Origin of the sequence: Streptosporangium saharense (assembly GCF_014203715.1) — a bacterium.
Lineage (GTDB): Bacteria > Actinomycetota > Actinomycetes > Streptosporangiales > Streptosporangiaceae > Streptosporangium > Streptosporangium saharense.
Map to the genome: position 1 here is coordinate 1 of NZ_JACHJP010000022.1, position 21,274 is coordinate 21,274.

The 21,274-nt window shown below is 71.4% G+C and carries 28 protein-coding genes; 8 read left to right on the plus strand and 20 right to left on the minus strand.

Going from position 1 to position 21,274, the window contains the following annotated elements:
• Positions 1 to 121 precede the first annotated feature (121 nt).
• The 6 genes from FHS44_RS39875 to FHS44_RS39900 form a co-directional block, all read right to left on the minus strand.
• Positions 122 to 2,224 (minus strand): hypothetical protein, encoded by a 2,103-nt coding sequence (locus tag FHS44_RS39875; protein ID WP_184725804.1) that lies wholly within the window; start codon positions 2,222 to 2,224, stop codon positions 122 to 124.
• 100 nt (positions 2,225 to 2,324) lie between these two features.
• Positions 2,325 to 3,917 (minus strand): zinc ribbon domain-containing protein, encoded by a 1,593-nt coding sequence (locus FHS44_RS39880; RefSeq protein ID WP_184725806.1) that lies wholly within the window; start codon positions 3,915 to 3,917, stop codon positions 2,325 to 2,327.
• The gene (locus FHS44_RS39885; protein WP_184725809.1) at positions 3,917 to 4,192 is read right to left on the minus strand and encodes a hypothetical protein; all 276 of its coding nucleotides are present in this window, start codon (positions 4,190 to 4,192) and stop codon (positions 3,917 to 3,919) included. The genes FHS44_RS39880 and FHS44_RS39885 overlap by 1 nt, the downstream gene beginning before the upstream one ends.
• Positions 4,189 to 5,529, minus strand: coding sequence for a hypothetical protein (locus tag FHS44_RS39890; RefSeq protein ID WP_184725810.1), 1,341 nt, complete (start codon positions 5,527 to 5,529; stop codon positions 4,189 to 4,191). Before FHS44_RS39890 ends, FHS44_RS39885 begins: the two co-directional genes overlap by 4 nt.
• Complete coding sequence (locus FHS44_RS39895) at positions 5,526 to 5,750, minus strand: hypothetical protein (protein WP_184725812.1); 225 nt, start codon at positions 5,748 to 5,750, stop codon at positions 5,526 to 5,528. Before FHS44_RS39895 ends, FHS44_RS39890 begins: the two co-directional genes overlap by 4 nt.
• Positions 5,747 to 5,965, minus strand: a complete 219-nt coding sequence (locus FHS44_RS39900; protein WP_184725814.1) for a hypothetical protein — start codon at positions 5,963 to 5,965, stop codon at positions 5,747 to 5,749. The genes FHS44_RS39895 and FHS44_RS39900 overlap by 4 nt, the downstream gene beginning before the upstream one ends.
• A gap of 162 nt (positions 5,966 to 6,127) precedes the next feature.
• Between FHS44_RS39900 and FHS44_RS42810 the strand changes: the two genes are divergently transcribed.
• The 4 genes from FHS44_RS42810 (at position 6,128) to FHS44_RS39920 (ending at position 9,808) form a co-directional block, all read left to right on the plus strand.
• The gene (locus FHS44_RS42810) at positions 6,128 to 6,919 is read left to right on the plus strand and encodes a GntR family transcriptional regulator (RefSeq protein ID WP_184725817.1); all 792 of its coding nucleotides are present in this window, start codon (positions 6,128 to 6,130) and stop codon (positions 6,917 to 6,919) included.
• A 698-nt stretch (positions 6,920 to 7,617) separates the two neighbouring features.
• Positions 7,618 to 8,667: a hypothetical protein gene (locus FHS44_RS39910; RefSeq protein WP_184725819.1), complete on the plus strand. Its 1,050-nt coding sequence runs from the start codon at positions 7,618 to 7,620 to the stop codon at positions 8,665 to 8,667.
• 194 nt (positions 8,668 to 8,861) lie between these two features.
• Positions 8,862 to 9,500: a nucleotide-binding protein gene (locus tag FHS44_RS39915; protein ID WP_184725821.1), complete on the plus strand. Its 639-nt coding sequence runs from the start codon at positions 8,862 to 8,864 to the stop codon at positions 9,498 to 9,500.
• Complete coding sequence (locus FHS44_RS39920; RefSeq protein ID WP_184725823.1) at positions 9,497 to 9,808, plus strand: hypothetical protein; 312 nt, start codon at positions 9,497 to 9,499, stop codon at positions 9,806 to 9,808. The genes FHS44_RS39915 and FHS44_RS39920 overlap by 4 nt, the downstream gene beginning before the upstream one ends.
• Positions 9,809 to 9,926: 118 nt before the next feature.
• On the opposite strand, the gene FHS44_RS39925 is transcribed toward FHS44_RS39920, so the two are convergent.
• The 4 genes from FHS44_RS39925 to FHS44_RS39940 all read right to left on the minus strand — a co-directional run bounded on the left by FHS44_RS39925 (position 9,927) and on the right by FHS44_RS39940 (position 11,804).
• A complete protein-coding gene (locus FHS44_RS39925) occupies positions 9,927 to 10,358 on the minus strand; it encodes a transcriptional regulator (protein ID WP_184725825.1) in 432 nt (143 codons plus the stop codon).
• 86 nt (positions 10,359 to 10,444) lie between these two features.
• Entirely contained in the window at positions 10,445 to 10,633 is a 189-nt protein-coding gene (locus FHS44_RS39930; RefSeq protein ID WP_184725827.1) for a hypothetical protein, read from the minus strand.
• 27 nt (positions 10,634 to 10,660) lie between these two features.
• A complete protein-coding gene (locus FHS44_RS39935) occupies positions 10,661 to 11,077 on the minus strand; it encodes a hypothetical protein (RefSeq protein WP_184725829.1) in 417 nt (138 codons plus the stop codon).
• 190 nt (positions 11,078 to 11,267) lie between these two features.
• The gene (locus tag FHS44_RS39940; protein ID WP_184725831.1) at positions 11,268 to 11,804 is read right to left on the minus strand and encodes a hypothetical protein; all 537 of its coding nucleotides are present in this window, start codon (positions 11,802 to 11,804) and stop codon (positions 11,268 to 11,270) included.
• Positions 11,805 to 12,524: 720 nt separating this feature from the next.
• Here FHS44_RS39940 and FHS44_RS39945 point away from each other — a divergent pair.
• From FHS44_RS39945 to FHS44_RS39960, 4 genes are all read left to right on the plus strand, one after another.
• On the plus strand, positions 12,525 to 12,662 hold the full coding sequence (locus tag FHS44_RS39945) for a hypothetical protein (protein ID WP_184725833.1): 138 nt from the start codon (positions 12,525 to 12,527) through the stop codon (positions 12,660 to 12,662).
• A gap of 188 nt (positions 12,663 to 12,850) precedes the next feature.
• Positions 12,851 to 14,815 (plus strand): UvrD-helicase domain-containing protein, encoded by a 1,965-nt coding sequence (locus tag FHS44_RS39950; RefSeq protein WP_221461858.1) that lies wholly within the window; start codon positions 12,851 to 12,853, stop codon positions 14,813 to 14,815.
• 76 nt (positions 14,816 to 14,891) lie between these two features.
• A complete protein-coding gene (locus tag FHS44_RS39955; protein ID WP_184725835.1) occupies positions 14,892 to 15,086 on the plus strand; it encodes a hypothetical protein in 195 nt (64 codons plus the stop codon).
• Positions 15,079 to 15,372, plus strand: a complete 294-nt coding sequence (locus FHS44_RS39960; protein ID WP_312864014.1) for a hypothetical protein — start codon at positions 15,079 to 15,081, stop codon at positions 15,370 to 15,372. The genes FHS44_RS39955 and FHS44_RS39960 overlap by 8 nt, the downstream gene beginning before the upstream one ends.
• A gap of 1 nt (position 15,373) precedes the next feature.
• Here FHS44_RS39960 and FHS44_RS39965 read toward each other — a convergent pair whose 3' ends face one another.
• The 10 genes from FHS44_RS39965 to FHS44_RS42185 form a co-directional block, all read right to left on the minus strand.
• On the minus strand, positions 15,374 to 15,619 hold the full coding sequence (locus FHS44_RS39965) for a hypothetical protein (RefSeq protein ID WP_184725837.1): 246 nt from the start codon (positions 15,617 to 15,619) through the stop codon (positions 15,374 to 15,376).
• Positions 15,620 to 15,806: 187 nt separating this feature from the next.
• Positions 15,807 to 17,498, minus strand: a complete 1,692-nt coding sequence (locus FHS44_RS39970) for a hypothetical protein (protein WP_184725838.1) — start codon at positions 17,496 to 17,498, stop codon at positions 15,807 to 15,809.
• Positions 17,495 to 18,052, minus strand: coding sequence for a hypothetical protein (locus FHS44_RS39975; RefSeq protein ID WP_184725840.1), 558 nt, complete (start codon positions 18,050 to 18,052; stop codon positions 17,495 to 17,497). The genes FHS44_RS39970 and FHS44_RS39975 overlap by 4 nt, the downstream gene beginning before the upstream one ends.
• Before the next feature lie 10 nt (positions 18,053 to 18,062).
• Positions 18,063 to 18,743: a hypothetical protein gene (locus FHS44_RS39980; protein ID WP_184725842.1), complete on the minus strand. Its 681-nt coding sequence runs from the start codon at positions 18,741 to 18,743 to the stop codon at positions 18,063 to 18,065.
• A gap of 116 nt (positions 18,744 to 18,859) precedes the next feature.
• The gene (locus tag FHS44_RS39985; RefSeq protein ID WP_184725844.1) at positions 18,860 to 19,033 is read right to left on the minus strand and encodes a type II toxin-antitoxin system Phd/YefM family antitoxin; all 174 of its coding nucleotides are present in this window, start codon (positions 19,031 to 19,033) and stop codon (positions 18,860 to 18,862) included.
• A gap of 96 nt (positions 19,034 to 19,129) precedes the next feature.
• The gene (locus FHS44_RS39990) at positions 19,130 to 19,312 is read right to left on the minus strand and encodes a hypothetical protein (RefSeq protein ID WP_184725846.1); all 183 of its coding nucleotides are present in this window, start codon (positions 19,310 to 19,312) and stop codon (positions 19,130 to 19,132) included.
• A gap of 1 nt (position 19,313) precedes the next feature.
• A complete protein-coding gene (locus tag FHS44_RS39995; protein ID WP_184725849.1) occupies positions 19,314 to 19,934 on the minus strand; it encodes an NUDIX domain-containing protein in 621 nt (206 codons plus the stop codon).
• Positions 19,935 to 20,007: 73 nt separating this feature from the next.
• Positions 20,008 to 20,211 (minus strand): hypothetical protein, encoded by a 204-nt coding sequence (locus tag FHS44_RS40000; protein WP_184725851.1) that lies wholly within the window; start codon positions 20,209 to 20,211, stop codon positions 20,008 to 20,010.
• 14 nt (positions 20,212 to 20,225) lie between these two features.
• Positions 20,226 to 20,528 (minus strand): DUF7739 domain-containing protein, encoded by a 303-nt coding sequence (locus FHS44_RS40005; protein ID WP_184725853.1) that lies wholly within the window; start codon positions 20,526 to 20,528, stop codon positions 20,226 to 20,228.
• A gap of 162 nt (positions 20,529 to 20,690) precedes the next feature.
• Positions 20,691 to 20,819 carry a hypothetical protein gene (locus tag FHS44_RS42185; protein WP_281401744.1) on the minus strand — a complete coding sequence of 43 codons (129 nt, stop codon included), beginning with the start codon at positions 20,817 to 20,819 and terminating at the stop codon, positions 20,691 to 20,693.
• Between the last annotated feature and the right edge of the window lie 455 nt (positions 20,820 to 21,274).

Below are 21,274 nucleotides of genomic sequence, written 5' to 3' on the forward strand. Positions count from 1 at the left end.
GGGGGTCCCACACCCTCTAACACCCCCACGTTTCCGCAGGTCAAACGGGTGTTGGACTCCCACATGGGAGGGTGTTGGGGTGTTGGACTCCCACATGGGAGTCCAACACCCCTCTGCGTGGTCAGGCGGAGGTCTCCGGGGCGTCGGGAAGCTCGCCCCGGCCGATACGCTCCGCAGCGGTCTCAACGTCGGCCAGGGCGTAGCCGCGCCGGGCCTTGCCACCCCGCTGGAACGGCTGGTCCATGGGGGTGATCCCGTACGGGCGCAACGCCTCGGCCAAGTCGGCCGGAGTGGCGAACCCCAGCGCCTCGGCCAGGGGCTCGGAGTGCATCCGGTCATCACGAGCCGCCGCGAACGCGGCCAGGGTTCGCGTGACGATCTCCGGGAGCGGCCGGGCCGGTTCGGCGGGCGCGGTCTGGTCGAGGGCGGCGGCCGGGGCCGCCGGGATCTGCAAGCCGCCCCACGCCTCGAACGGGTTGGCCGGGGCCGCCGGGGCGGGGGACTGGAATCCGCCCCATGCCTCGAACGGGTTGGTGCCCGGGGCCGAAGCGGCCGGGGCCGGGGTGGGCCGGGCCAGGGGGCGCTGGGGGGCGGGGGCGGGCAGGTTCGCAGCCGACCCGGAGCCGAACGCGCGGCGCATCCGTGCGTACCGGTTGGCGTAGGCGTCCCCGGCGATCTGCTGGGCGCGCTCGTCGAGGTCGGGGCGGGCCTGGCCGATCCGGACGGCCTGGACCTCAATGTCGGTCGGCTTCAGCTCCCACGCCTTGAAAGGTCGCGGGGACTCCTCGTCAGTGCGCAGGAACCCGGACCCGGGGCCGGTCAGGTCGGCCGGGTCAATGCCCGGGTCGTACTCGAACAGGAAGTCCAACTCGCTCTTGTCCTGGACGAACATGCCGATCCGCACGTCAGAGAGCTTGCGGACGTTGACCGGGATCATGCCGCCCGCCCCGCGTAGGGAGCTGACCACGACGTTGCCGCCCTCGTTACGGCCGATGCGCTGCAACTCCTCAAGGGCCGCCTTCAGGTCCCGGATCACGTCGGTGGCGGTGCCGTCCTTCATGATCTCGGCGGCCTCGTCGACGACGATGAACAGCTCCGGCAGGGTCTCGTCCAGCGGAAGCAGTTTGGTGTTGGCCGCGCGCTTGCGGGCGGCGCCGGAGTTCTTGCGGTCCTTGACGATCGAGACCGCAGCCTCGGCCATGGCCAACGCCTCCTCCGGGTCCTTGGCGGCCCAGTCGACGGCCGGGCGGGGCGCGCGTCCTTCCAGCCAGGGCGTCAGCCACAGCTGCGACAGACCGCCCCCGTTGAGGTCGATGTGCCAGACCAGGGCGTCCCGGCACCGGCCGATCCCGGCGGTCAGCACGTCCAGCAGGTTCGTCTTGCCGGACCCGCGCTTGCCGATGGCCAGCGTGGCGGCCTCGCGCAGGCAGATCCCGGCCAGGGAGGAGTCGCGGAACTCCCCCAGGCCGATCGGGTCGTAGATGCTGGCGCCGGTCCCCAGGTCCGCAGGGTAGGGCAGGCGCTCCTGAAGCCGGTTGACCGTGGAGACGCGCAGCACGACCGATCCGCGGTGCGCCCCATCGAGGACTTCCACCCCGCAGCCGTGCGGCAGACGCGCGGCGGCGGCCAGCGCCTTGGACTGTCCGGCAATCGTGTCGACGGTCGCGCCGGTCGGCGGCAGGTCAACGTGGACGTCGTAGCCCGCCCCGGTCGGCCAGGCGATCACGTTCGTGACCGTGACCGGCACCCGGCATACGGCCTGAATGCGGCGCTGCCACTGCTCGGCCGACTGCGCGGTACGGGCCAAGACCAGCTCCTGGCCGGGCGCGGCGGCCCGCTTGCGGGATCTGGCCAGCGGCGCCAGGCCCCCGGCCAGGCCCGCCCCGGCCAGCAGCGTCAAGACCGCCTCACGCAGGCCCGCCCCGGCCATGGTCCAGGTCAGCCACCCCCCGGCGCCCAACCAGCACCCCATGCGGTACAGCAGCGCGGCCGGGGGGCGCTGGGCGTGAAAGGAGGTCAGGACACTGATCGTGGCGGCGGCCATGGTGGCGCTCACGCCGATCAGCGGGTCAAGGTCGGCGATGTCGGCGCCGATGGCCACGGCCGACAAGGCCAGGGCGCCCTGCACGGTGCCGGACACGGCGCCGCGCGGCGTCAGGGACCAGTCCAGCCGCGCGGGCTGCTGGCGGCGGCGCGAGGCGGGCCGGGCGGACATGGTGCTCATCAGGGTTCTCCTTGGTGGTCGTGCGGGCGGCCGGGGATTGGTGCCCCTCCCGCGTCTCGCTCGCGGTTGCCCGGTCGTGCCGGTCTGAGGGGCTGGCGGGTCAGTGACGGCTGACGTCCCACGCGGCCTCGTCCACGCGCGGGGCGTGGTGCCGCTTGAGGTCGGGGGCGTGGATGCGCCGGGCCAGCGGCCCGATCTCGGCGGCGATCTGCGCCGACCGCCCCAGCGAGTCACGCAGCTGCATGATCAGTTCGATCACGCCCGCGTCCAAGGGCTTGGTGTTGTGCAGCTTGGCGCCGTAGGTGTTGATCGCGATGGCGACCTGGGTCGGGATCTCGGGCAGCCGGTCCAGCTGCGCGAGGATTTCGAGCATGGGCTCAGGGACGTGCACCGCAGCGGAGTTGAGTTCGGCGGCGGCATCGGCGAGCGGGAAACCCATGGTGGTGCTCCTCCTGGTGTGAGTGGTGGGCGCGGCCTGATCGGCCGTGTCCGTGATGGGCGTGTCCGTGGTGGGCGGGGCCGGGGTGGGGTGGCGGGTGAAGCGGATTCGGTAGCCACACGGGCACTCGACGGTGTGGGTGTCGCCGACCTGGGCGACGGTGATCGTGTGTTCGGCCTGGCAGCGGGGACAGGTGACGGTCGCGGTGATCGGCAGGTCGCCCTCCCCGCCGTGGACCACGCCGGGGCTCTCCTCCTCGGCCTCGTCCGTCGTGTCGGCGGGCTTGTCACCCTCGGCGGCCTCGTCTGCGGTGGTCTCGGTCGTCGTGTCGGTGGTGGCCTCGGCCGACTCGGTCGTCTTGCGGCGGCGCCACCGCTTGACCAGCCGGGCCACCAGGGCGGAGATGCGCTTTCCGGTCTTGCGGTCGGCCCACGCCCAGGCCCGGCGGGCCTGGGCGAGACCGGCCCGCCCCACGGTGCGCACGGCGGCGCGGCCCGCGCGGCCAACGGCCCGGTACGCGCGGCCCGCGCGGCCCCCGGTGCGCTGGTCGGCCCAGGCGGCGGCCTTGCGGGCGCCACGGGCGGCGTTCTGCGCGGCGTGGAGAGCGCCCGTGGCACCACGGCGCACGGCTCCTACCTGCCCCGATGCCCGAGAGGTCTTGCCCGTCCGGGAGGAGGACGACGGAGCGGAGGATCGGCCGGCACCTGCCCGGCCCCCTCCCCCTCCCGCGCTTCCCCCGCCGGAACGGGACCGGCCGCCCCCGAGGAGACCGCCCAACCCTCCCCCACCGGAACGGCCCGACCGGCCGGACAGCAGGCCGCCCAGGCCGCCCGACGAGCCCGACCGGGACGACCGGAAAGCGCGGCCTTCACTGCGCAGCCCGGCCGTCCCGCCACCGGAGCGGCCCTGACGGGACCGGCCACTACCGCCGTGATCCCACAGTCCCGCCGTGCGCCGACGCGCGTAGCGGTGACGGGCGTAGGCGATGACGCTCCCGGCGGCCATCACCCCGCCCCCGATCAGCCCGGGAAGCCCGGCCAGCTGGTACAGGCCGCCCAGCACCACGGCCGACCCGGACAACCCCCCGGCGGCCAGCTGCGCCGCCGGGACACCCCGGTCGGGCGCCTCCTCGTCCTGGTCCTGCTCGTCCGGGACGTCGACGGGCCGCGCGACCTGAGCGGGCACCTCCTCGTCGACGGGCACGACGCGGGCCTCGGCCGGGGCGTCCTGGGCGACGTCGTCCTTGACGCTCATCACGCGACCCCTTCCAGGTCGAACAGCGGCAGCTGCTTCTCACACAGGCCGCACGACTCCCACGGGGACCGGTCGTGCGCCCGGGGGTCCTGGCACTGCTGCGCGGCCGGGACGCGCGGCAGGGACAGAACGTGCGCGTTCCTGTCGGCCTGGGCCAGGCGGCGGGCGGGCTGGTCCTCCCCGGCCGCACCGCAGGGGCAGGTGAACCGGTAGACGGTGCCGACCTCCCCGGCGGTGCGGGTGATCTTCGGCCGGTGCCGGACGACGGCGCTCATGCCGCGTCCGCCTGATTCGCAGCGGGGGCGCTGACGGTCTGGGCAATGCGCTTGGCCCGGACGAAGCCGATGCCGAGAGCGGTCTGCACGGCCCGGACGGGAGCGTCCGGCGCCAGGTCCCCGGCGGCCACGAGAGCAGCCAGCCGCTCAGCGAGGTCAGCGTCGGAGAGCTGACGCGGGGACGGGTCGGGAGCGGGCTTCAGGACCGGCGGGACCTTGGCGCCCTTGTTCGGGCGGGCGGCCGGGCGGGTCGTGCGGCGTGCTCTCGTGACCGGCTCTTTCGGCAGGTCGTCCCCGGTTCGCGGGGCGGTCTCGGGAACGGCCGGGCGGGCTACCAGCGTCAGCAGGGCGCGGCCCTCGGTCGGGACGGGCCAGGTCAGCGGGGCGCTCTCGGGCGCCTCCTGGGTGACCTCCTCGGGAGCGGTCGGGCGCGCCACGATCGGCAGCAGCGCACGCCCCTCGGGAGCGACCGGCCATACCGTCACCGGCCGATCGGTGACGCTTTCGGGAGTGCTCTCGGGAACATCCCCGAGAGTGCGCCGGGTCGGCGGACGAAGGTCCATGTCGGCCAGGCCCGGTACCGGCCGCCCCTGCTCGGTCCACGGGTCGGCCGCGGTGACCGAGGAGTCCACCACGCCGATCAGGTGGGCGGTCGCGGCGGCCCCCACGGGGCCGATGGCGTGGGCGAGCATGGCGCCCACCATCGCCAGGACGCCCCCCTCGGACGCGGCACCTGCGACCAGGTTGAGCACGACGGACGTGGCCAGGCATCCCCAGGCGATCCGCTCGGCCCCCTCGGCCAGGCGTCCGCCGGAGGCGGCCAGCTGGGCGCGGGCGATGATGACCCACACCACGGCGCCGATCAGGACCGGTTCCAGCAGCCACAGCGCCCACCACATCGGGGCCGTGTTCGTGACCCCCATGAGCTGGGCGCCACCGGCCTGCACGCCCGTGGTGGACCAGGCCGCGAAGCCGATCAGGACCGGCACCAGGACCCGCAGGTTCAGGCCGCGCAGCTTCTCCAGGCGCAGCGCCCGCGCCTCGGCCGACCGGGCGAGCCCGGCCGTGATGCGGGTGCGCTCCCCGGCGGCCAGGGCCTGCCGGTACATGCGGGCCAGGTCCGCGTTAGCGGCGGCGGCGGCCTCCCGCTCGGCCCGCTCCATCTCGTCCAGGCGCGCCTGGACGGACACGTTCGCGCGGGCTCGGTCGTGCGCGGCCTCGGCCGTCGTGCGCGCCAGCTCGTCCGCGCGGCGAACGTCAGCAGCGGCCCGCTCGGTCTGAAGGGTCGCGGCCAGGTCCTCGGGGGCCAGCTCGGCGACGGCAGCGCGGCGGCTCATCCCTGCACCTCCGGCCAGGCCGGGAGGGTGTTGGGCTCAGCCGAGAAGAACAGGATGTCCCCGCCCCGCAGGTCCGGGAGCTTGCCCAGCGCCCAGGTCAGCAGGTCCGCTCGGGTCGTGCCCGGCTCGACCGGCACCACCCGGGCCAGGGTGGCCTGCTGGGAGCCGCCAGAGGACCGGGGCACGGACAGGGTCAGGATGACCAGGAACTTGGTGGTCACCAGGTCACCGCCTCGGCCTCGGCGGCGAACTCGGCGAGCAGGTCGTCCAGGATGTCGGCGGCGGCCTGGCGGCGCGCCATCATGGCGTCCCAGTCCTCACCCGGCAGGACCAGGGCAGTCAGGCCCGGGGCCATCCGGGACAGCGCGTAGGCCAGGGGGCGCGGGTCGAGATCGGGAGCGGTACGGGGCTGGGGAAGCGGGATGATAGATCCCATCGGGCCAGTTCCTTTCACTGGTTGGTCCGGTCCGCGGCCCTGGTGGTGACGCACCGGGGCCGCACTTATAGCTATCGGTATTAGGTAAGCATGGGGGTGCTGGCCAGTCAATACCGATAGCTATTAAGGTGGAGAGGAACACGCTTACGGAAGGGAGGTCACATGTCCGCCTCGTATCGAGAGATCGCCTCTGAGCTGCGGCGATCCATCTTGGAAGGCCGATACAGAGCGGGTGACGTCCTGCCCAAGCTGGACGATCTCGCGCAGCGCTACGGCGCGGCGTACCAAACAGTCCGCAGCGCTATCGGCCTCCTGGAGCAGGAGGGCCTGGTGGAGTCCATCCGCAGGCGCGGCACCGTGGTTCGTGATCGTCCAACCCGTAGACGCATCACCAGATCTCGCCAGGTCTACAGGGATGACCGGGGGTACTACTTCGATCCCGAGGCTCAGCCGTGGGTGGCCGTGTCTTCTCCCACCGTGAGTTGGGGGCCAGCTCCAGCTGACATCGCACTCGTTCTCGGCGTGAACGTCGGCGACGAGGTCTTGGTCCGCGATCGAGTCATAGGGCCCCCTGGCTCCAGTCACGGCCAACAGTTAGCCACTTCTTACCTGCCTGCTTGGCTCGCCCGTGGAACCGTTCTTGCAGAACAGCAGACAGGCCCAGGTGGCATATACGACCGCTTAGAGGAGATGCGGCATGGCCCACTGCGTTGGGCCGAAGCTCTGTCGGCCCGCATGCCGTCTCCGGACGAGGCAAAATCCCTGGATCTTCCGCCAGGGGTTCCCCTGCTACGCATAGTGCGCACGACCACTTCTGCATCTGGTCAGGTGCTCGAAGTGAACGACACTCGCATGTCTGCCGAACTCTTCGAGATCGGCTACCCCATCCGTCGAAGCCCCGGGGCGCGCGTCGGCGCATCTGCGGATCAAGACGGTGACGCAGAAGATCGGTAAGGTCACGATCCCAGAGGCATAGTAAAAACCGGCGGCCCTGGAACCCTCTCGCGTGGGGCACCAGGACCGCCGGTCACCAAACCGCTCACCCGTCTCGTCGCCAAACTCGCCGGGTGGGCACTTCGTAGAAAGGCCGAGCCTTGGCTCAGCGTTCCATGACCACGGTATCTCACCCGTGTGACAACACAAATGCGAACATCCCTGACGGCAGGGAAAGGGCCCTGACCTCGGCGGACTGGCGTGTCCCTGACGAGCTGCTGGACCCGGCGGCGATCCCGGGGGGGCATGGCTTGGACCGGTACCTGTGGTGTCTGTATGAGTCCCTGATGACCGGCAAGGGCGCGGTCCGCGGGTCGGCCTACGCCACACGTGGATGGGTCGGGGACAAGCTCGCTTTGGAGCCGTCGAAGGATCGCCGCGACAAGGGCGGGACCGCCATCGACGACGCGCGGCGCCGTCTGATCCGGACCGGGTGGTTGATGCGGGGACGTCACCAGAAAGAGCGGTTTGTGCGACACTACGCCGCGCGGATTCCCCAGGTAGGGGACGGCACACACTTTGTGGACGTCCCCGGGTGGTGGGGGCAGCGAGTCCAGGCCGCCCACAGCCCCAACCCCGGCGAGAAAGCGCCAGCCACGTGCCCGGCCGGGTACGTGCGCCCGGACACCTGGTGGCTCCTGGTCCGCATGGCCCAGGAGATGACCACCCGCACGGGCCTGCTGGACGGTGGCCCCGGGGCTCCTGGCGTGACCACGAAGCACCTCGCGGGCCTGATCGGCGCCGGGTCGGCGAAGACCGGGGCCCGGCGCCTGGCCGAACTGGAGGCGGCCGGGCTGGTCGAGGTGACGGCGCGCCGGGGCGGAAGGCTGTTCATCCGGCCGGTGTTCGACCCGGCCGACGCCCTCTCCCAGGCCGCCCGGTACGCCCGCGACGGCCGCCATGTCGAGGCACCTTCCCCCCGCGCGGGGCACCAGGCCCCCGCCGACCCTGGACAGAATGCGGCAGTGGACCCTGGACAAGATCCGGCAGTGGACCCCGGACAGAATCCGGCAGCAGAGCCACCCTCAGGTGAGTCACCCTCAGGGGAGCCTTTGTCTTCTCCTCTCGCCGTAGGCGCGCTCGTCGACGTATCGGGCGCAGGCGCGGCGGCTGACGCCGAGAGGCGAGAAGCCGACGACGAGGGGGAGGGCCGGGCGCTCAGTCGCGACGAGGTCCGCGCGACCCAGATGGTCCTGGCGGCTGTGGGCGTCGTCGCCGGGGCGATCCCGCCCGAGCTGCTCGCCGCAATGAGCCAGAGCGACCGGGGCAGGCTTCTCCGAGCGGTTGAGACGGAACTGACCCAGCGCACCGGGGACGAGCTGAGGGCACGGATCAGGCGGCGGCTGGGGCACTGGCGAGGCCGCGACGTGCGGCGACCTGTCGCCGTAGCGCTGACCCTCGTCCGGCGTGGGTACTCCTGCCCGCGCTGGGACTGTGAAGATCACATGCTCCCGTCCGGGCATGAGTGCGGCGCTTGTGCGACCATCGGCACGGCGATCAACGAGGCACGGCGCCAAGCGGCCCTGAACGGCTCCGAGACGTCCGGCCAGCCCTTCCCGGGTGGCTCAAAGCCCCCCCACGCCACACCTGCCCCCTCAGGCGATCTCAGGGCCGTGCCGACGTGCCCCTTGTCCGGGCACCAGAGCGCCGGACGGCGCGCTGACGGGGAGTGCGCCGCGTGCTGGAGTGATCGGATCAGCGCCAGCTGACCAAAGACGGCATCTTTACAAAGTAAATGGCGGTGCATTTCATCAGCAGTAGCCAGAGCGAGGAATGCACCGCCTTGGTCCGTATTTACGGGGTTCAGTAATTCAGTACTCAGTCGAGACCGGCAGGCGGCGCCGGGTGGAGCGTTGCGCCCGGAAGTCTCCGTATCTGCGGGATTCCGTGCTTCAGTAAGCCCATGACCCTCTCAATCGCCCTCGCGAACTTGAAGCCCGGGACGGGCAAGACCACGACCTCGGTCCTGCTCGCCTACGCCTTGCATCGCCGTGGCTATGACGTCTCCCTCGCCGACTGCGACCCGGCCGCAAGTACTCTGGCCTGGAGCGACGCCGTCTCCGGCTTCCCCTTCTCCGTCTACGGCCTGGCCGTCAAGGACGCCGGAAAGAGGCTGGCCAGCATCGCGGGCGGCCCGAAGACCATCATCGTGGTGGACCTGCCCCAGGCCGAAGACCACGGCACCATCGTGCGGAGCGTGCTCCGCCGAGTGGACGAGATCACGATCCCCGTCGCCCCGTCGACGATCGAGATCGAGCGGACGTCAGCAATTGCGGACCTCCTGGGCGAAGTCGCCGAAGTGCGGGACCGCCCGGCCCGCGTGGCCGTACTACTCAACAGGGTGGTCACCAGCGCCCGATCTGGATCGGACGCGCGGGACGCGCTGGTCGAACTGGGCTATGACGTGCTCCAGCCCCGCATTCCTCGCCGGGAAGCGTACGCCCTGGCCTACGGTATGACCCCGGACATCCGGGACGGGGACCCTTTCGATCTCCTCGCTGAGACCTACCTGAACCGGGCGGGCCTGAAAGGACGGGTGTGAACAGCAGCCCGAGGAGTTCCGCTGACCGCTTCAAGCGGGCGGCCTCCTCCCGAGTCAAGGACCAGACCACAGGGCAGGCCCCCGAGCGTGGCGCGACCGCACGCCGTACCAAGCCCGTGCGGATCACTGTGGATCTGACGCCGGAGGACTACCGGCTGATGCGGAGCCTCGTGACCATCCTGGCCGAACGCGCAGACATCCCCACACTTCCGCATTCCCGCATGTGGCGGGCCCTGCTGCATAGGGTCCAGGACGATCCTGACCTGCTGGCCGAAGTGGCAGCGCTGATCAAGGAAGAGCAGGAATAGCCCTGCTGAATCACTGAGTTACTGAATTCCTGAACCTTGAGGCCCGGATTGGCCGGAGGTTTGGACACACGACGAACGCCCCGCCCGGGACCGGGCGGGGCGTTCTGCTGTCAGCGGCTCAGATGGCGATGACGAAGGCGCTCAGCCACAGCCATCCCCAGTGCCATGCCTGGTCGAGCTGGTAGGCGCCGCCGGGCACCTCGTCCCAGTAGCCGGCCTTGCCCAGCCGGACGGCCAGGGCCCGCAGGGGGGCGCGCCGGTCGGCCCAGGCGTGCGTCACGGCGTTGAGCACGAGTCCGGCCGCGACCCATCCGGCGTGGTAGTCCAGGCCGGGGAAGCGCAGCCCGACGACGGCCAGGGCGACGAGGAGGGCCACGGTGTACGTACCGACGTGGGCGAGGTTCGCCCGCCACCCGGCCCATCCGGCGGCGGCCTTGCCGCACGCCTGGCCGTGCGTCTGGACCCAGTGGTCGGCGACCTGGTGAGCGGCGTACATCGTCACCAGGGCCAGCGCGAACCGCAGCGCGGCCAGGGTCGTGTCAGTCATCATGGGGTTGATCCCTTCTTGTCCTTGGAGTGGTACGGGGATGGATCACGGGGCGCGTCCAGGTAGCCGCCTGGACGCGCCCGCTGCGGTCAGTCGAAGTACATGTCACCGTCGGTCGTGATCACCTTGACGTCCTTGCCGGTGGCGATCACCTGGTCCCCGGCGGGGGTGATCATGCGGCCCCCGCCCTTGACGATGAACATGCTGGTCCCGGTCGCCTCGAAGGTCTCGCCCAGGACCAAGTCCTGGTCCCGGTCCTGGCGGTTCTTCTTGGTCATGACGGTTCTTCCTTCCGTTGGTGCGGATCAGGTGGGCAGGGTGCCCCGGACCCAGTTCTCCCAGTAGGTGGGCTCTGCGGGCAGGCGCTCCGCCCGCATCTGGGCCGTGCTGCGCTGTACCTCCATCGCGGCGGCCAGCTGGCCGTGGGACCCGCCCGCGATGTAGTGCTGGCGGATCAGGGCGGCGGTCAGGCCGCCCAGGACCTTGTCCAGCCGGTCCAGGTCCCGCACCGCCCGGTCGATGCTGGGCAGGCTGTCCGGCTGCCCGAGGTCCCCGGCCCGCAGGGCGGCCACGGCCCCCAGGATCGTGTCGAGCTGGTCGACGAGGCGCGTGGCGCCCGCGTTCAGGCCCTTCAGGCTGAGGGTGACCGTGGGATTGCCGTGCTCGTCGGTTCCGAGACGAAGGGGCGGGCGCCCTCCGTCTCGGGGCTGCTGGTCGGTCATGCCACTCCCCTTTCCCTTTCGCTGTACATTTTTGTGTACAGCTTCACTGTACACGAGTGTGTACGGCGGTCAAGGGGGAGTTTCGTCGCCAGGGCTCACGGTGACGGCCCGGAACTCCTACAGCTCCGGCCAGCCGCCACTCGGTTGATCAGTGAGTACGGCGACGGGGTGCCAGGTGACGAAAAGGCCGTCAGCCGGTGATCCGCGACCACCGCTCATACGCGGACTGGCGGGTGATGCCCACCATGGCGCCGATGTCGGCCCAGGAACGGCGGTCGGCGCGGGCGGCGCGGACGGCGGCGGTCAGCCGGTCGGCGGCGGCCGCGGCCTCCCGGGCGGCGGCGCGCACGGCGGCCAGGGCGGGCGGTTCCAGGTGGGCCCGCCACTCGGTGAAGATGCCCGCCTCGACGTCGGCCGGGGCATCGCCGTAGGGATTGGCGTCGAGCCCCCACCAGACGCGCCGGACGTCGGTGTCCTCCTCGGCGCCGGTGCTCACGCGGACCCAGAGCGGGCCGCGCCACCCGCACGAGCACAGGCCGCGCCAGCCGGTCACGGCGTGCCCGTCCACCCCCTCCTCCAGGTCCCCGACCTCCCGCAGTGGGCCCGGCCCGGGGGCGTAGCGACGCACCAGGGCGCCCCCGCCGCCGGACCCCAGGCCGTACCGGTCGCCGGGGAACACCGGCGCGTCCCACCCCTCGTGGGAGCCGTCGTCGCTCTGCCAGCCCATGCCGTCCTCCTCGGTCTCGCGTGCCAGGATCTCCTGACGGATTGCCAGGGTTCCCTGACAGGCTCAGAGTGTCAGGGTTTCCTGGCAGGGGCAAGCGGGTGACGGAATTCCGCCCCATTGATCAACTACCGGGAACGGTAGTTCCCGGTAGGTTGGCGCCGTTCAAAACGGATGAATCGGCATAAAGTTCGCGCGAGGAGGATCGGTACGGAAATTGGCGGTAGGCCCCCGCCGGGACCCCGTTACGGTGCCTGGGTGTCCGAACTCATCTCATGCCAGTGCCGGAAGAACACCGCGACGCTTCACGCCTGCCCTCGCTTGGCCACTGCTGAGGACTTCCTGTGCGACCTGTGCCGGATCGGCTGTCGTCGAACCACGGTCGGCCTGGTGGGGGAGCGGCTGGTGGCGCATGCGGCTTCCCCGGCCGCCCTCTATCGGGCTAACTGCCGTTAAGGTCCATTATCGAAAGTTAGGCGCGTTTCCGCAGGTCAGAGCCCCATTCGGGGCGAAAGGTCTCCATAATACTAATTATGGAGAGGGGTCAGGCTTTTGATAAGCAAAGTTATCACAAGCCTCATTGATCGCATTACTTGCGAGAATCCACATTCTCGCTACAAGTCCGGATAGGTTCCGGGAACGCGCATTCCCGTTACAAGAAAGGCGATCCCCGTGAGCAGTGACTACATCAGGCGAGTGAACGAATCCCAGGTCGGGAAGCGAGTGAGCGCCGTGGATGGCTCCTGGAAGGACGGCGTGATCACCGGAGGGGACCTCTACGTCGGGCTATGGACGGTCCGTCACCCTGACGGCACCGTCACCACGGAGAAGGGGCCCGACATGATGAGTGAGACCCCCTGACCTGGGAAAATGCGGCGATCTTATGTGTTAATAGACATTGACACATGAAATCTGCGTTTTCCCAGGTCAGGGCAGGTCCGGCGTGTGCTCCGGCGGCCCTCGGCCATGCCCGTCCGGCATGGCGCTTGATCAAGCCTCATCAAAACGTCACCATGATCCGTGGTGACGTTTTGATGAGGGAGGTGTGTGTGGGGCGCAGGAGAGACGACGACCCGGAGAAGGACAAGAAGACCGCTCCGCCAGTTCGGGACGTCGGCGCGGCCACGGTCGCGTCAGGTTCGCCGACCTGGGTGCGGTGCAAGAGGTGCGACACCCCGTTCCCTGTCCGGCCGAACGGGGCGGGGAGACAGGCCCGCTACTGTTCGCCCGCGTGCCGTCAGGCCAGCTACAAAGCGGCCCGTACGCCTGGCCCAGGTGAGCAGCGCCGCGCCCTCGTCCAGGACCTCACGCGCACCCTGGACCTGAGCACGTTGCGGCCCCTGGCCGACCAGCTGGGCGTGGAGGAGCTGGCCGCCGCGCGGCGGCACCTGGACGGCCTGGTCCGGCATTGGGACGCGCTGACCGCGCTGATAGCTGGAGACCTTCCCGAGGGGAACGTCCTGACAGGCGACACCGTCACCGCGCCCCTGGTGACGAAATCCCCGGACCCGCTCCCGGCGCCGGAGTCCGCCCCGGCCGTGCCCGCCGTGGTGACCACGGGCGGCTTGCGCCCCACACCAGAGCAGGACTTGATCATCTCGGCGTGCGCTCAGGGCATGCACTTGGTGGTCGAGGCGGGGGCCGGGACGGGCAAGACGTCGACGCTGCGCATGGCTGCCGCCGCGATGCGCGGCCGGGGCGTCTACCTGGCGTTCAACAAGTCGATCGCGACCGAGGCGGCCCGGACGTTCCCGAAAAGCGTCTCCTGTTCAACCGCTCACGCTTTGGCGTATCGGGCGGTTGGCGTCGCCTTCCGGCATCGGCTGGACGGGCCGCGTCTGCCCGTGCGGGAGACCGCGCGCCTGCTCGGGATCTCTGGCCCCCTGGTCCTGGGGGAGGGGGAAGAGCGGCGCAAGCTGGCCCCCGAGCAGGTGGCGCGGCTGGTGATGGAGACCGTGACGGGCTTCTGCCGGACGGCCGCCCGGGAAGTGGCCCGCCGTCACGTGCCCAGGGTCAACGGGGTCGACGGGGCCGCCGCCCAGCAGCTGGCCGACGTGGTTCATCCAATGGCGGTGAAGGCGTGGGAGGACCTGACCAGCGTCTCCGGCAAGCTGCGGTTCGCCCACGACGTCTACCTGAAGATGTGGCAGCTCAGCGGCCCGACGATCCCCGCAGACTTCATCTTGTTCGACGAGGCGCAGGACGCGGACCCGGTCATCTCGGCTGTGGTCCAGGCCCAGCAGGCCCAGCTGATCGCCGTAGGGGACAGCCAGCAGCAGATCTACGACTGGCGGGGGGCGATCAACGCCCTACAGAACTGGCCAGCCGAGAAGAGGCTGTTCCTGACCCAGTCCTGGCGGTTCGGCCCGGCCATCGCCGACGAGGCGAACCGCTGGTTGGACCTGCTGGGCGCGCGGCTGAGGCTGACCGGCACCGCGGCCATTCGGTCCCGGGTGGCGCCGTGCGATCAGCCCCGGGCGGTCCTGTGTCGGACCAACGGCGAGGCCATGGTCCAGGCCATGCAGGGCCTGGACGACAAGCGCCGGGTCGCGCTGGTGGGCGGCGGCAACAGCGTCCGTCGCCTGGCAGAGGCGGCCCAGGCCCTCAAGGAGGGCAAGGGGACGGCCCACCCTGACCTGTGCGCGTTCTCCACCTGGGCGGAAGTGCAGGACTACGTGGAGAACGACGAGGCCGGGGCGGACCTGTCGGCTCTGGTCAAGCTCGTCGACGACCACGGCACGGCCACCCTGATCAACGCGGCCCGGCGCCTGGTCGAGGAGGACCAGGCGGACCTGACCATCAGCACGGCGCACAAGGGCAAGGGCCGCGAGTGGGCGTCCGTCCGTATCGCTCCGGACTTCCGGGAGCCGAAGGTGGACGAGGACGGCCGTCCGGGCCGCGTTCCGGCCGGAGAGGCCCGGTTGGCGTACGTGGCGGTCACCCGCGCCCAGAAGCATCTGGACCGGGGCGGGCTGGCCTGGATCGATCAGCACATGGCCAGGATCGACAGGTGACCGACCCCTTTCCGTCACCGCACCTGTGGTGACGGAAAGGGGTCGTTAAGTTGAGGATCTACAGAGGGGAGAGCCCGTGAGACACGTCAGCAGGGTCGGATGGACCCTGACCGCGCTGGGGGTCATCGGGATAGTCGGCGCCCTGGTCGCGGGTGCCGACAGCACCGCCCGCAGCATCGCGGCCCTCGCCTTCGGCCTGGGCGCGAGCATCGCAGCCATCGCAGAGGCCACGATCGTCCTGACCAAGAGAAAGAGAGCGCCCGGTGCATGACATCCATCAGCAGGTAGTGGCCGCCCTGGCGGCTTCTCCGGCGCCGACCACGCCGGACACCGCCGGACTGGCCACCTGGCTTCGGGGCCTGGTCGGTCCCCTACTGCTGGTCGTGATCAGCATCGTCGCGGGCTTCTTCCTCTTCACGAGGGAGATCACCCGGTTCGTTCAGTTCCTCCTGTTGGCGGCGGCAATCCTCGTGATCTTCTACTTCCCCGACGTGCTGGTCGGGCTGGCAAACGGGATCGCCACCGCCTTGGGCCTCAAGACCGGGTCCGGCGGCTGACCTACGCCCTGCCGTTCACCACCAGCAGGGCCACGACGGCCACGGTGGCCGTCACGAGCACGACCGTGGGGGCGCGCCTCAGCAGCGCGGCCCCCACGAGGAATCCGGCGCCCGGCCCGACCCGCATCGGGCGGCCCGCCGGGGTCGCGACTCGGCGACGCCCCCCTCCCCCGCGAAGGAGAAGGGGGACTCCGATCACCATCGCTCCGACGACTCCGGCCGCCGCGATCAGTTCCCACACGTCCATCCCGCCATCATCTCCCGGCCGGACGACCGCAGGGAGGACGGACGACGAGCCGGAGGCGAGGAGGAGGGAGATGGGAAAAGGGCCCGCAGGCCGTGAGCGAATCGCGTGGTAGACTCGCCGGAGTCCTTCGGACTCCGGCGTATCCCACCGGGTCGGCTCCCTGCCAGGAAAACCGCCCCAGCGGGGGTCAGGACCGGCGCCGTCGACGCCGGTTGGCGTAGGGGTCGGCCGGGTCGTAAGCAGCGGGCGCGGGAAGTGCCGGCGGCTCCTCCGCAGGGGCCGGCACTTCCGCCGGAGCACCCTCCCCGCTCTTCTCCTGGTGGTCGTCGACGACCGCGGCGCCGACGTCGATCGGCCGTGCGGGCGGCGCGGTGGCCACCGGCGGGTACAGCTCCCCGGCCCTCGGGTCCTCCACAGGCATGGCCAGCCAAGGCGCCTGCACGGGTCGCCACTGCCCCGCCATCCACGTCAAGGCCCGGCCCTGGATCGGCGCCACGCCCAGGGCGCGATGCCAGTCCTCGGCGATGTCGAACGCCATCTTGGCCCCGCTGCTGGACAAGGGGCCGAAAGTCGCTCGGTCCACCAGCTGGTCCCGCAGGGCGCCGGGCACCGCGTCCCGGGCGTCGGGCCTCTGGGTGAGCACCCAAAGCACCACGTTCGCCTCAAGGGCCTGACGGGCCAGGGTCCCGAGGGTATCCGCCAGGTCCGGACAGGCGAGGAGGACCTGTTGGATCTCATCCAGGATCAGCAGGGCGCGGGGGTGGTCGGGCCGGGGGGCGGTCCCGGAACGCCAGGCGAGCATTTCGGCGTACCGAGAGGCGACCAGAGGCGCGACCTCCCCGGCTATGACCTGCCGCCACTCCTCTGGGCTGTGCGCCACGGCGTGCACGCCCTCACGACCCATCAAGGCGGCGAGACTTCCAGAGCCCTTGCCGTCGACGGCGGCCAAGCCTCCGGGGAACACTCCGTGAACCAGTCCGTCCACCGCCCAGGCCCGGACCCCGGAACTCTTGCCGTGCTGGGTGGCGCCCACCACCAAGCAATGTTGGGTGGGCCGGTACAGCGCCAGCGGGATGCCATCCGGCGTCACCAGGTCGGCGGCATCAGGCGTGGTCTGCCCGAGGACCAGGGCGCCGGGCGGACGTGCCCAGTCCTGGGCCGGGAGCATTCGGGGCAGGGACGGCACCCGGCGGACCTCCAGCCGGGTGCGGGCGTGGTCCCAGGTGGTCAGGTAGTCCGGCCGGGCGCGGGCCTCGGCCGGAGAGGTCGGGGGCGGGCCGACGAGTTCCCACATGATCCGCTCCACGAGTTCCGCGCGCCGCGTGTCCTTGTGCGCGGCCCAGGCGGCCGGATAGACCACGTGGACTTGATCCAGGCGCCGATGTCCGGACCACACGGCCCTGCCGACGCGGACCTCCTCAGTACCCGCGACGGCCGCCGCGCCGATGCGCAGACGGGCCAGCAGACGACGGCGCGCCCGCAGCGGGATCGTGGCCAGGGCGACCCAGACGACGAGGACCAGGGCGACGAGGACGGGCAGCACGGCCCCGGCCAGGACGGCCGGGATCACCACGCCGAGAGTTCCGTACAGGGCCAGGGTCCGGCGCCAGCTGACGGCCACGGCCGCCAGGGCCTCAGCCTGAGACCCCCGGGCGCGGGTGTGCGCCCGCCACACGGCGGCCACCACGCCGACCATGGCGGCCAGCACCGCGGCCGCCGCCGTTCCCGGCGACGGGGCGCCCCTGGCCAGCCACACCACCACGGCCCCGCCACACGTCAGCACCCATCCCCAGTGAGCGCCCTCCCGCGCCGCCCACACCACCTCACGCCACCAGGGCGACCGCTCGGCACGCTCGGCCAGCTCGGTCCACGCACTCATGACGCCCCCAGGATGGCCAGGGCCGCCCCCGCGATGTCGTAGGCCGCCCGCTCGTGGTCCCGTTCACCGCGCCGGGCCTCAGATGGGCCCCAAGTGGACGGGCGGGCGCCCGGGTGGAACGGCACCGGGTAAGCCGCCTGAACCGGCCGGGCCCGCACCAGACGCCCGGCCCCGTCCCGGTCGTAGTGCGCCTTTCCGTGGCCGTCCGGCCGGACCAGGATCGTTCCCGGGTCGAAGGCCAGCAGCCCGGCCACGACCTGGCGGGGGATCAGCCAGTCCGCCAGGGCGATCCGGCCGCCGGGCGGGACCACGACCTCGGTCGCGAGACGGACGGGCGCGCCGTACTGCTCAATGGTCCGTTCGACCGCGTCGACGATCCGGGCCATCCATCTCCCCCAGGCCGTCAGGTCGTGGACGTTGTCCAGGGCCGTCGCGTCCGGCCGTCCGTCCGGGGCCACCGGCCCGAGGGTCCAGCCGTCCAGCGCGTCCGCCCCGACCCGCAGGACCCCGGCGGTCCATCGCCGTCCGGGGTCGATCCCCAGCACCGCCACCACGGCCGCCTCCTCAGTTGTCCTGTGGGGCCTGCGGAGGGTCCCACACCGTGACCGTCGCCCGGATGATCGGGGCCGTGCTGGTCTGCATGGCGCTGATGACCTGTAGCCGCGCCACCCGGCCCTGACTGGTCGTGACGCACACCGTGTCGCCGGTCCTGACGTACTCGATCTCCCCGGTCCCCTGAGTGGCCAGGGTCTCCTGGCACCCGGCCCTCCCGGTCGTCGCGACGTCGCCCAGGACGGCCAGCTGCACGCCCGCGCCCGAGGCGCGCAGGCTGGTCTTCAGCCAGTCGCCCACCAGGTCCGCGCCAGCACCGGCCCCCTTACGCGGCGGGACGCTGTCCAGGTCGGCCTGGTCGCTGCTGCCGTTGATCACGATCTGGCCGCGCCAGCGCACCCGTACCGGGGACGGCGAGGAGGGCGTCGACGAAGGGGCCTCCTCGGCCGTTGGCAGTGACGGCGGCGGTGAGGAGGGCGGTACGGCGGGTGGCGGGGCGGGCGCGCTGCTGCTCGGCGAGGTCGCCGGGGGCGCGGCGGCCTGGCCCTGGCCGTCGTCGCCACGCAGGCCCGCCCAGGCGATGACCCCCAGCAGGATCACCGCGACCCCTCCGGCGGCCACGGTGGCTATCTGGAGATGCCGGGATGGGATGTCCTCCTCCGGCCCGGGGCGGTGATCTGGATCGGTGGTCACGGAAGCACCCTAGATCCACACCCCCCGAGGTGTCCCGGGCCTTTCCGTCACCCGCCCCTGAGTGACGGAAAGGCCCCCCAGGGCATCCTGGGGGGCCTGCGAAGGGTCGTGCGGGCCTACTCGTCGACGGCCTCGGGCCGCTCCGGCCGGATGCGGTCCAGCGGCACGATGGCCGCCACCCGGCGGCCGTGCCGGGTGATGTAGGTGATCTGCCCGCCGTACTCCGCCCGGCCGATCAGGTCCCCGAAGGATGCCCGCGCCTCACGCATCCCCATTTCGTCCTCTGCCATGGGATCAGTGTGCACTGTTTCAACCGTGGTCACTGTGTGCCCTTCATGCGAAGGTGCCCCCGCCCAGGGTGGGCGGGGGCACCTGGTGGTCAAGGGTCAGTCCTCCTCGATGAAGGTGATGGGCCCGTAGGTCCCGCCGATGTGCACCTCCCCCACGGGCGCGTGGAACGTCACGGTGACCGGGGCGGGGCGGCCGTCCTGGTCAACGGGGCCGTCGTAGCCCGCCTCACGCAGCTGCTTGAGGCGCTTGTACTCCGGGCTGTCGTCGAAGGGTCCCATCTCAGATCTCCTTGAGGATGTCGGCGATCATGTCCACGTGCGCGGAGAACAGGGCCCCGCCGTAGGTGGTGGCCAGGTCGTCCACCAGGTCCGTGACGTCGTCCGCGCGGACCCACGCGGCCCAAACGGCGTCGTCGGCGCCGACCACCTCGGGCAGGTCGACCTCCCCGAGGTCGGCCAGGCCGGGCCAGGTCACCATCCACGCCTCGTCCGTTCCCCGAGGGTCGGGGACGAGACGAGCGGGGAACAGCGTCCAGATCACGCCCTCGTCGCCCCTGGTCAGGACGAGGCCGGTCTCCTCGGCCAACTCGCGCACCGTCGCCTCCCACGGGGTCTCCTCCGGGTCGAGACAGCCCCCGGGCAGGGCCCACCCGTGCCCGTCCCCTCGCTGGATCATCAGCAGGTAGCGGGTCCCGGCGCACGTGGCCAGGACGACGGCGTCCGCCGCCTGCCGCTCACCCCAGTGCTTCAGCTCGCCCTGTCCGGTCCGGCCGGTGGAGGGGCCCGGCCGGACCGGACGCCCGGCCACGACCTGGAAGGGGATCGCGGCGGCGGCCTGCTTACTCGGCCAGTCGATGCGGGTCGGGTCGGTCTCCGGGGCCTTGATCTCGGTCTCGGTCATGTCTCTCCCCTCTGGTGGAGCGCTCTGCCCCGGGCACTCGCCCGGCCAGGTGGCCGGGCGGGCACCCGCAGCCTCAGCCCTCCAAGGAGGCGTGACAGGAGTCGCACGAGGCGAGGCGCTCCCAGGTCGTCCCGGCCACGAACGCGGCGGCGACGGCGACGCCGTACAGGGCGGGCACGGTCAGCACGACCGCCAGGACGAACGCGGTCACGGTCAGGGCGATGAGCACGAGGCAGCGGGGGGTCAGGCCCAGCTGCGCGGCGAGCAGAGTGCGCATGGTGTGTTCCCTTCTCAGCTGATCCACCAGGACCGGCCGGAATCGGCGGCGGCCTGGGCGTCGTGGACGATCTCCTCCGTGATGCGCCGGGAGGCGCCACGGAGCCGGGTGGCGGCCTGGGCGAGGCTGCGGGCGGCCTGCTCGGCCTCCTCCGGGCACAGGGCCTGCGGGTCCCCGCCGGTCTGGCCGCTCATGATGGCCAGCAGGTGCGCGGCGCCCGTGCTGTCGCCCGCCCCCTTCCTGGCGAGCTTCCGCGCGAGGTCCGCACTGGCGGTGTAGCTGCGGGTCCCGGCGCGGGGGCCGAAGTGGAATCCCACGTGCTCTCCTTCCTGTTCCTGTCGGGCGGGTCTTCAGTACACCCCATTGTGTACACAGTTGCAACTGTGTACACAATGGGGTGGCGGTCTGGTAAGGCGATTCGAGGGGGGACGGCCTTTCCGTCACCGCATGGCCAGGTGACGGAAAGGCCGTCCCGGGGGCTACTGCTTGGGCTTCTGCGTGTGGTCGTGCTTGATCGGGGTCGAGCTGACGGCCCCACAACCGGGGCAGCGGAACGGCTTGGGCTCCCGGGTGTTGGCTCCGGCGGGCCACTGTCCGCGTCGTGTCATCCTGGTGTCTCCCTTCTGGGACGTCAGGGGCTCTCGTGGGTAGCGGGCGGCCCCTGACGCATGTCTGGAGTCGTCGGGCTGACGCTCCGCACCGCGCCCCGGGCCTTGCCGGGGGCGGTGCGCAACCTCAGCCCTGGCGCACGACCACGGCCGCGGTGACGTCCACGCGGGAGAGCGGATCGGCTAGGCCCCGGGCGATCTCGGCGGGCATCGGGGTCCTTTCTGGTGACGGTCGGTGACGATCAGGCGGGTCAAAGAGCGGCGGGTGACCCCTGCTGTGAGGGCGGGGGTGTTGGGGTGTTAGACCCCGGGGGAAAGGGCCCTGAGGAGGGCTCAGGCCCGGGAACCGGGGGTTTCCCCGGGGGTCCCACACCCTCTAACACCCCCACGTTTCCGCAGGTCAAACGGGTGTTGGACTCCCACATGGGAGGGTGTTGGGGTGTTGGACTCCCACA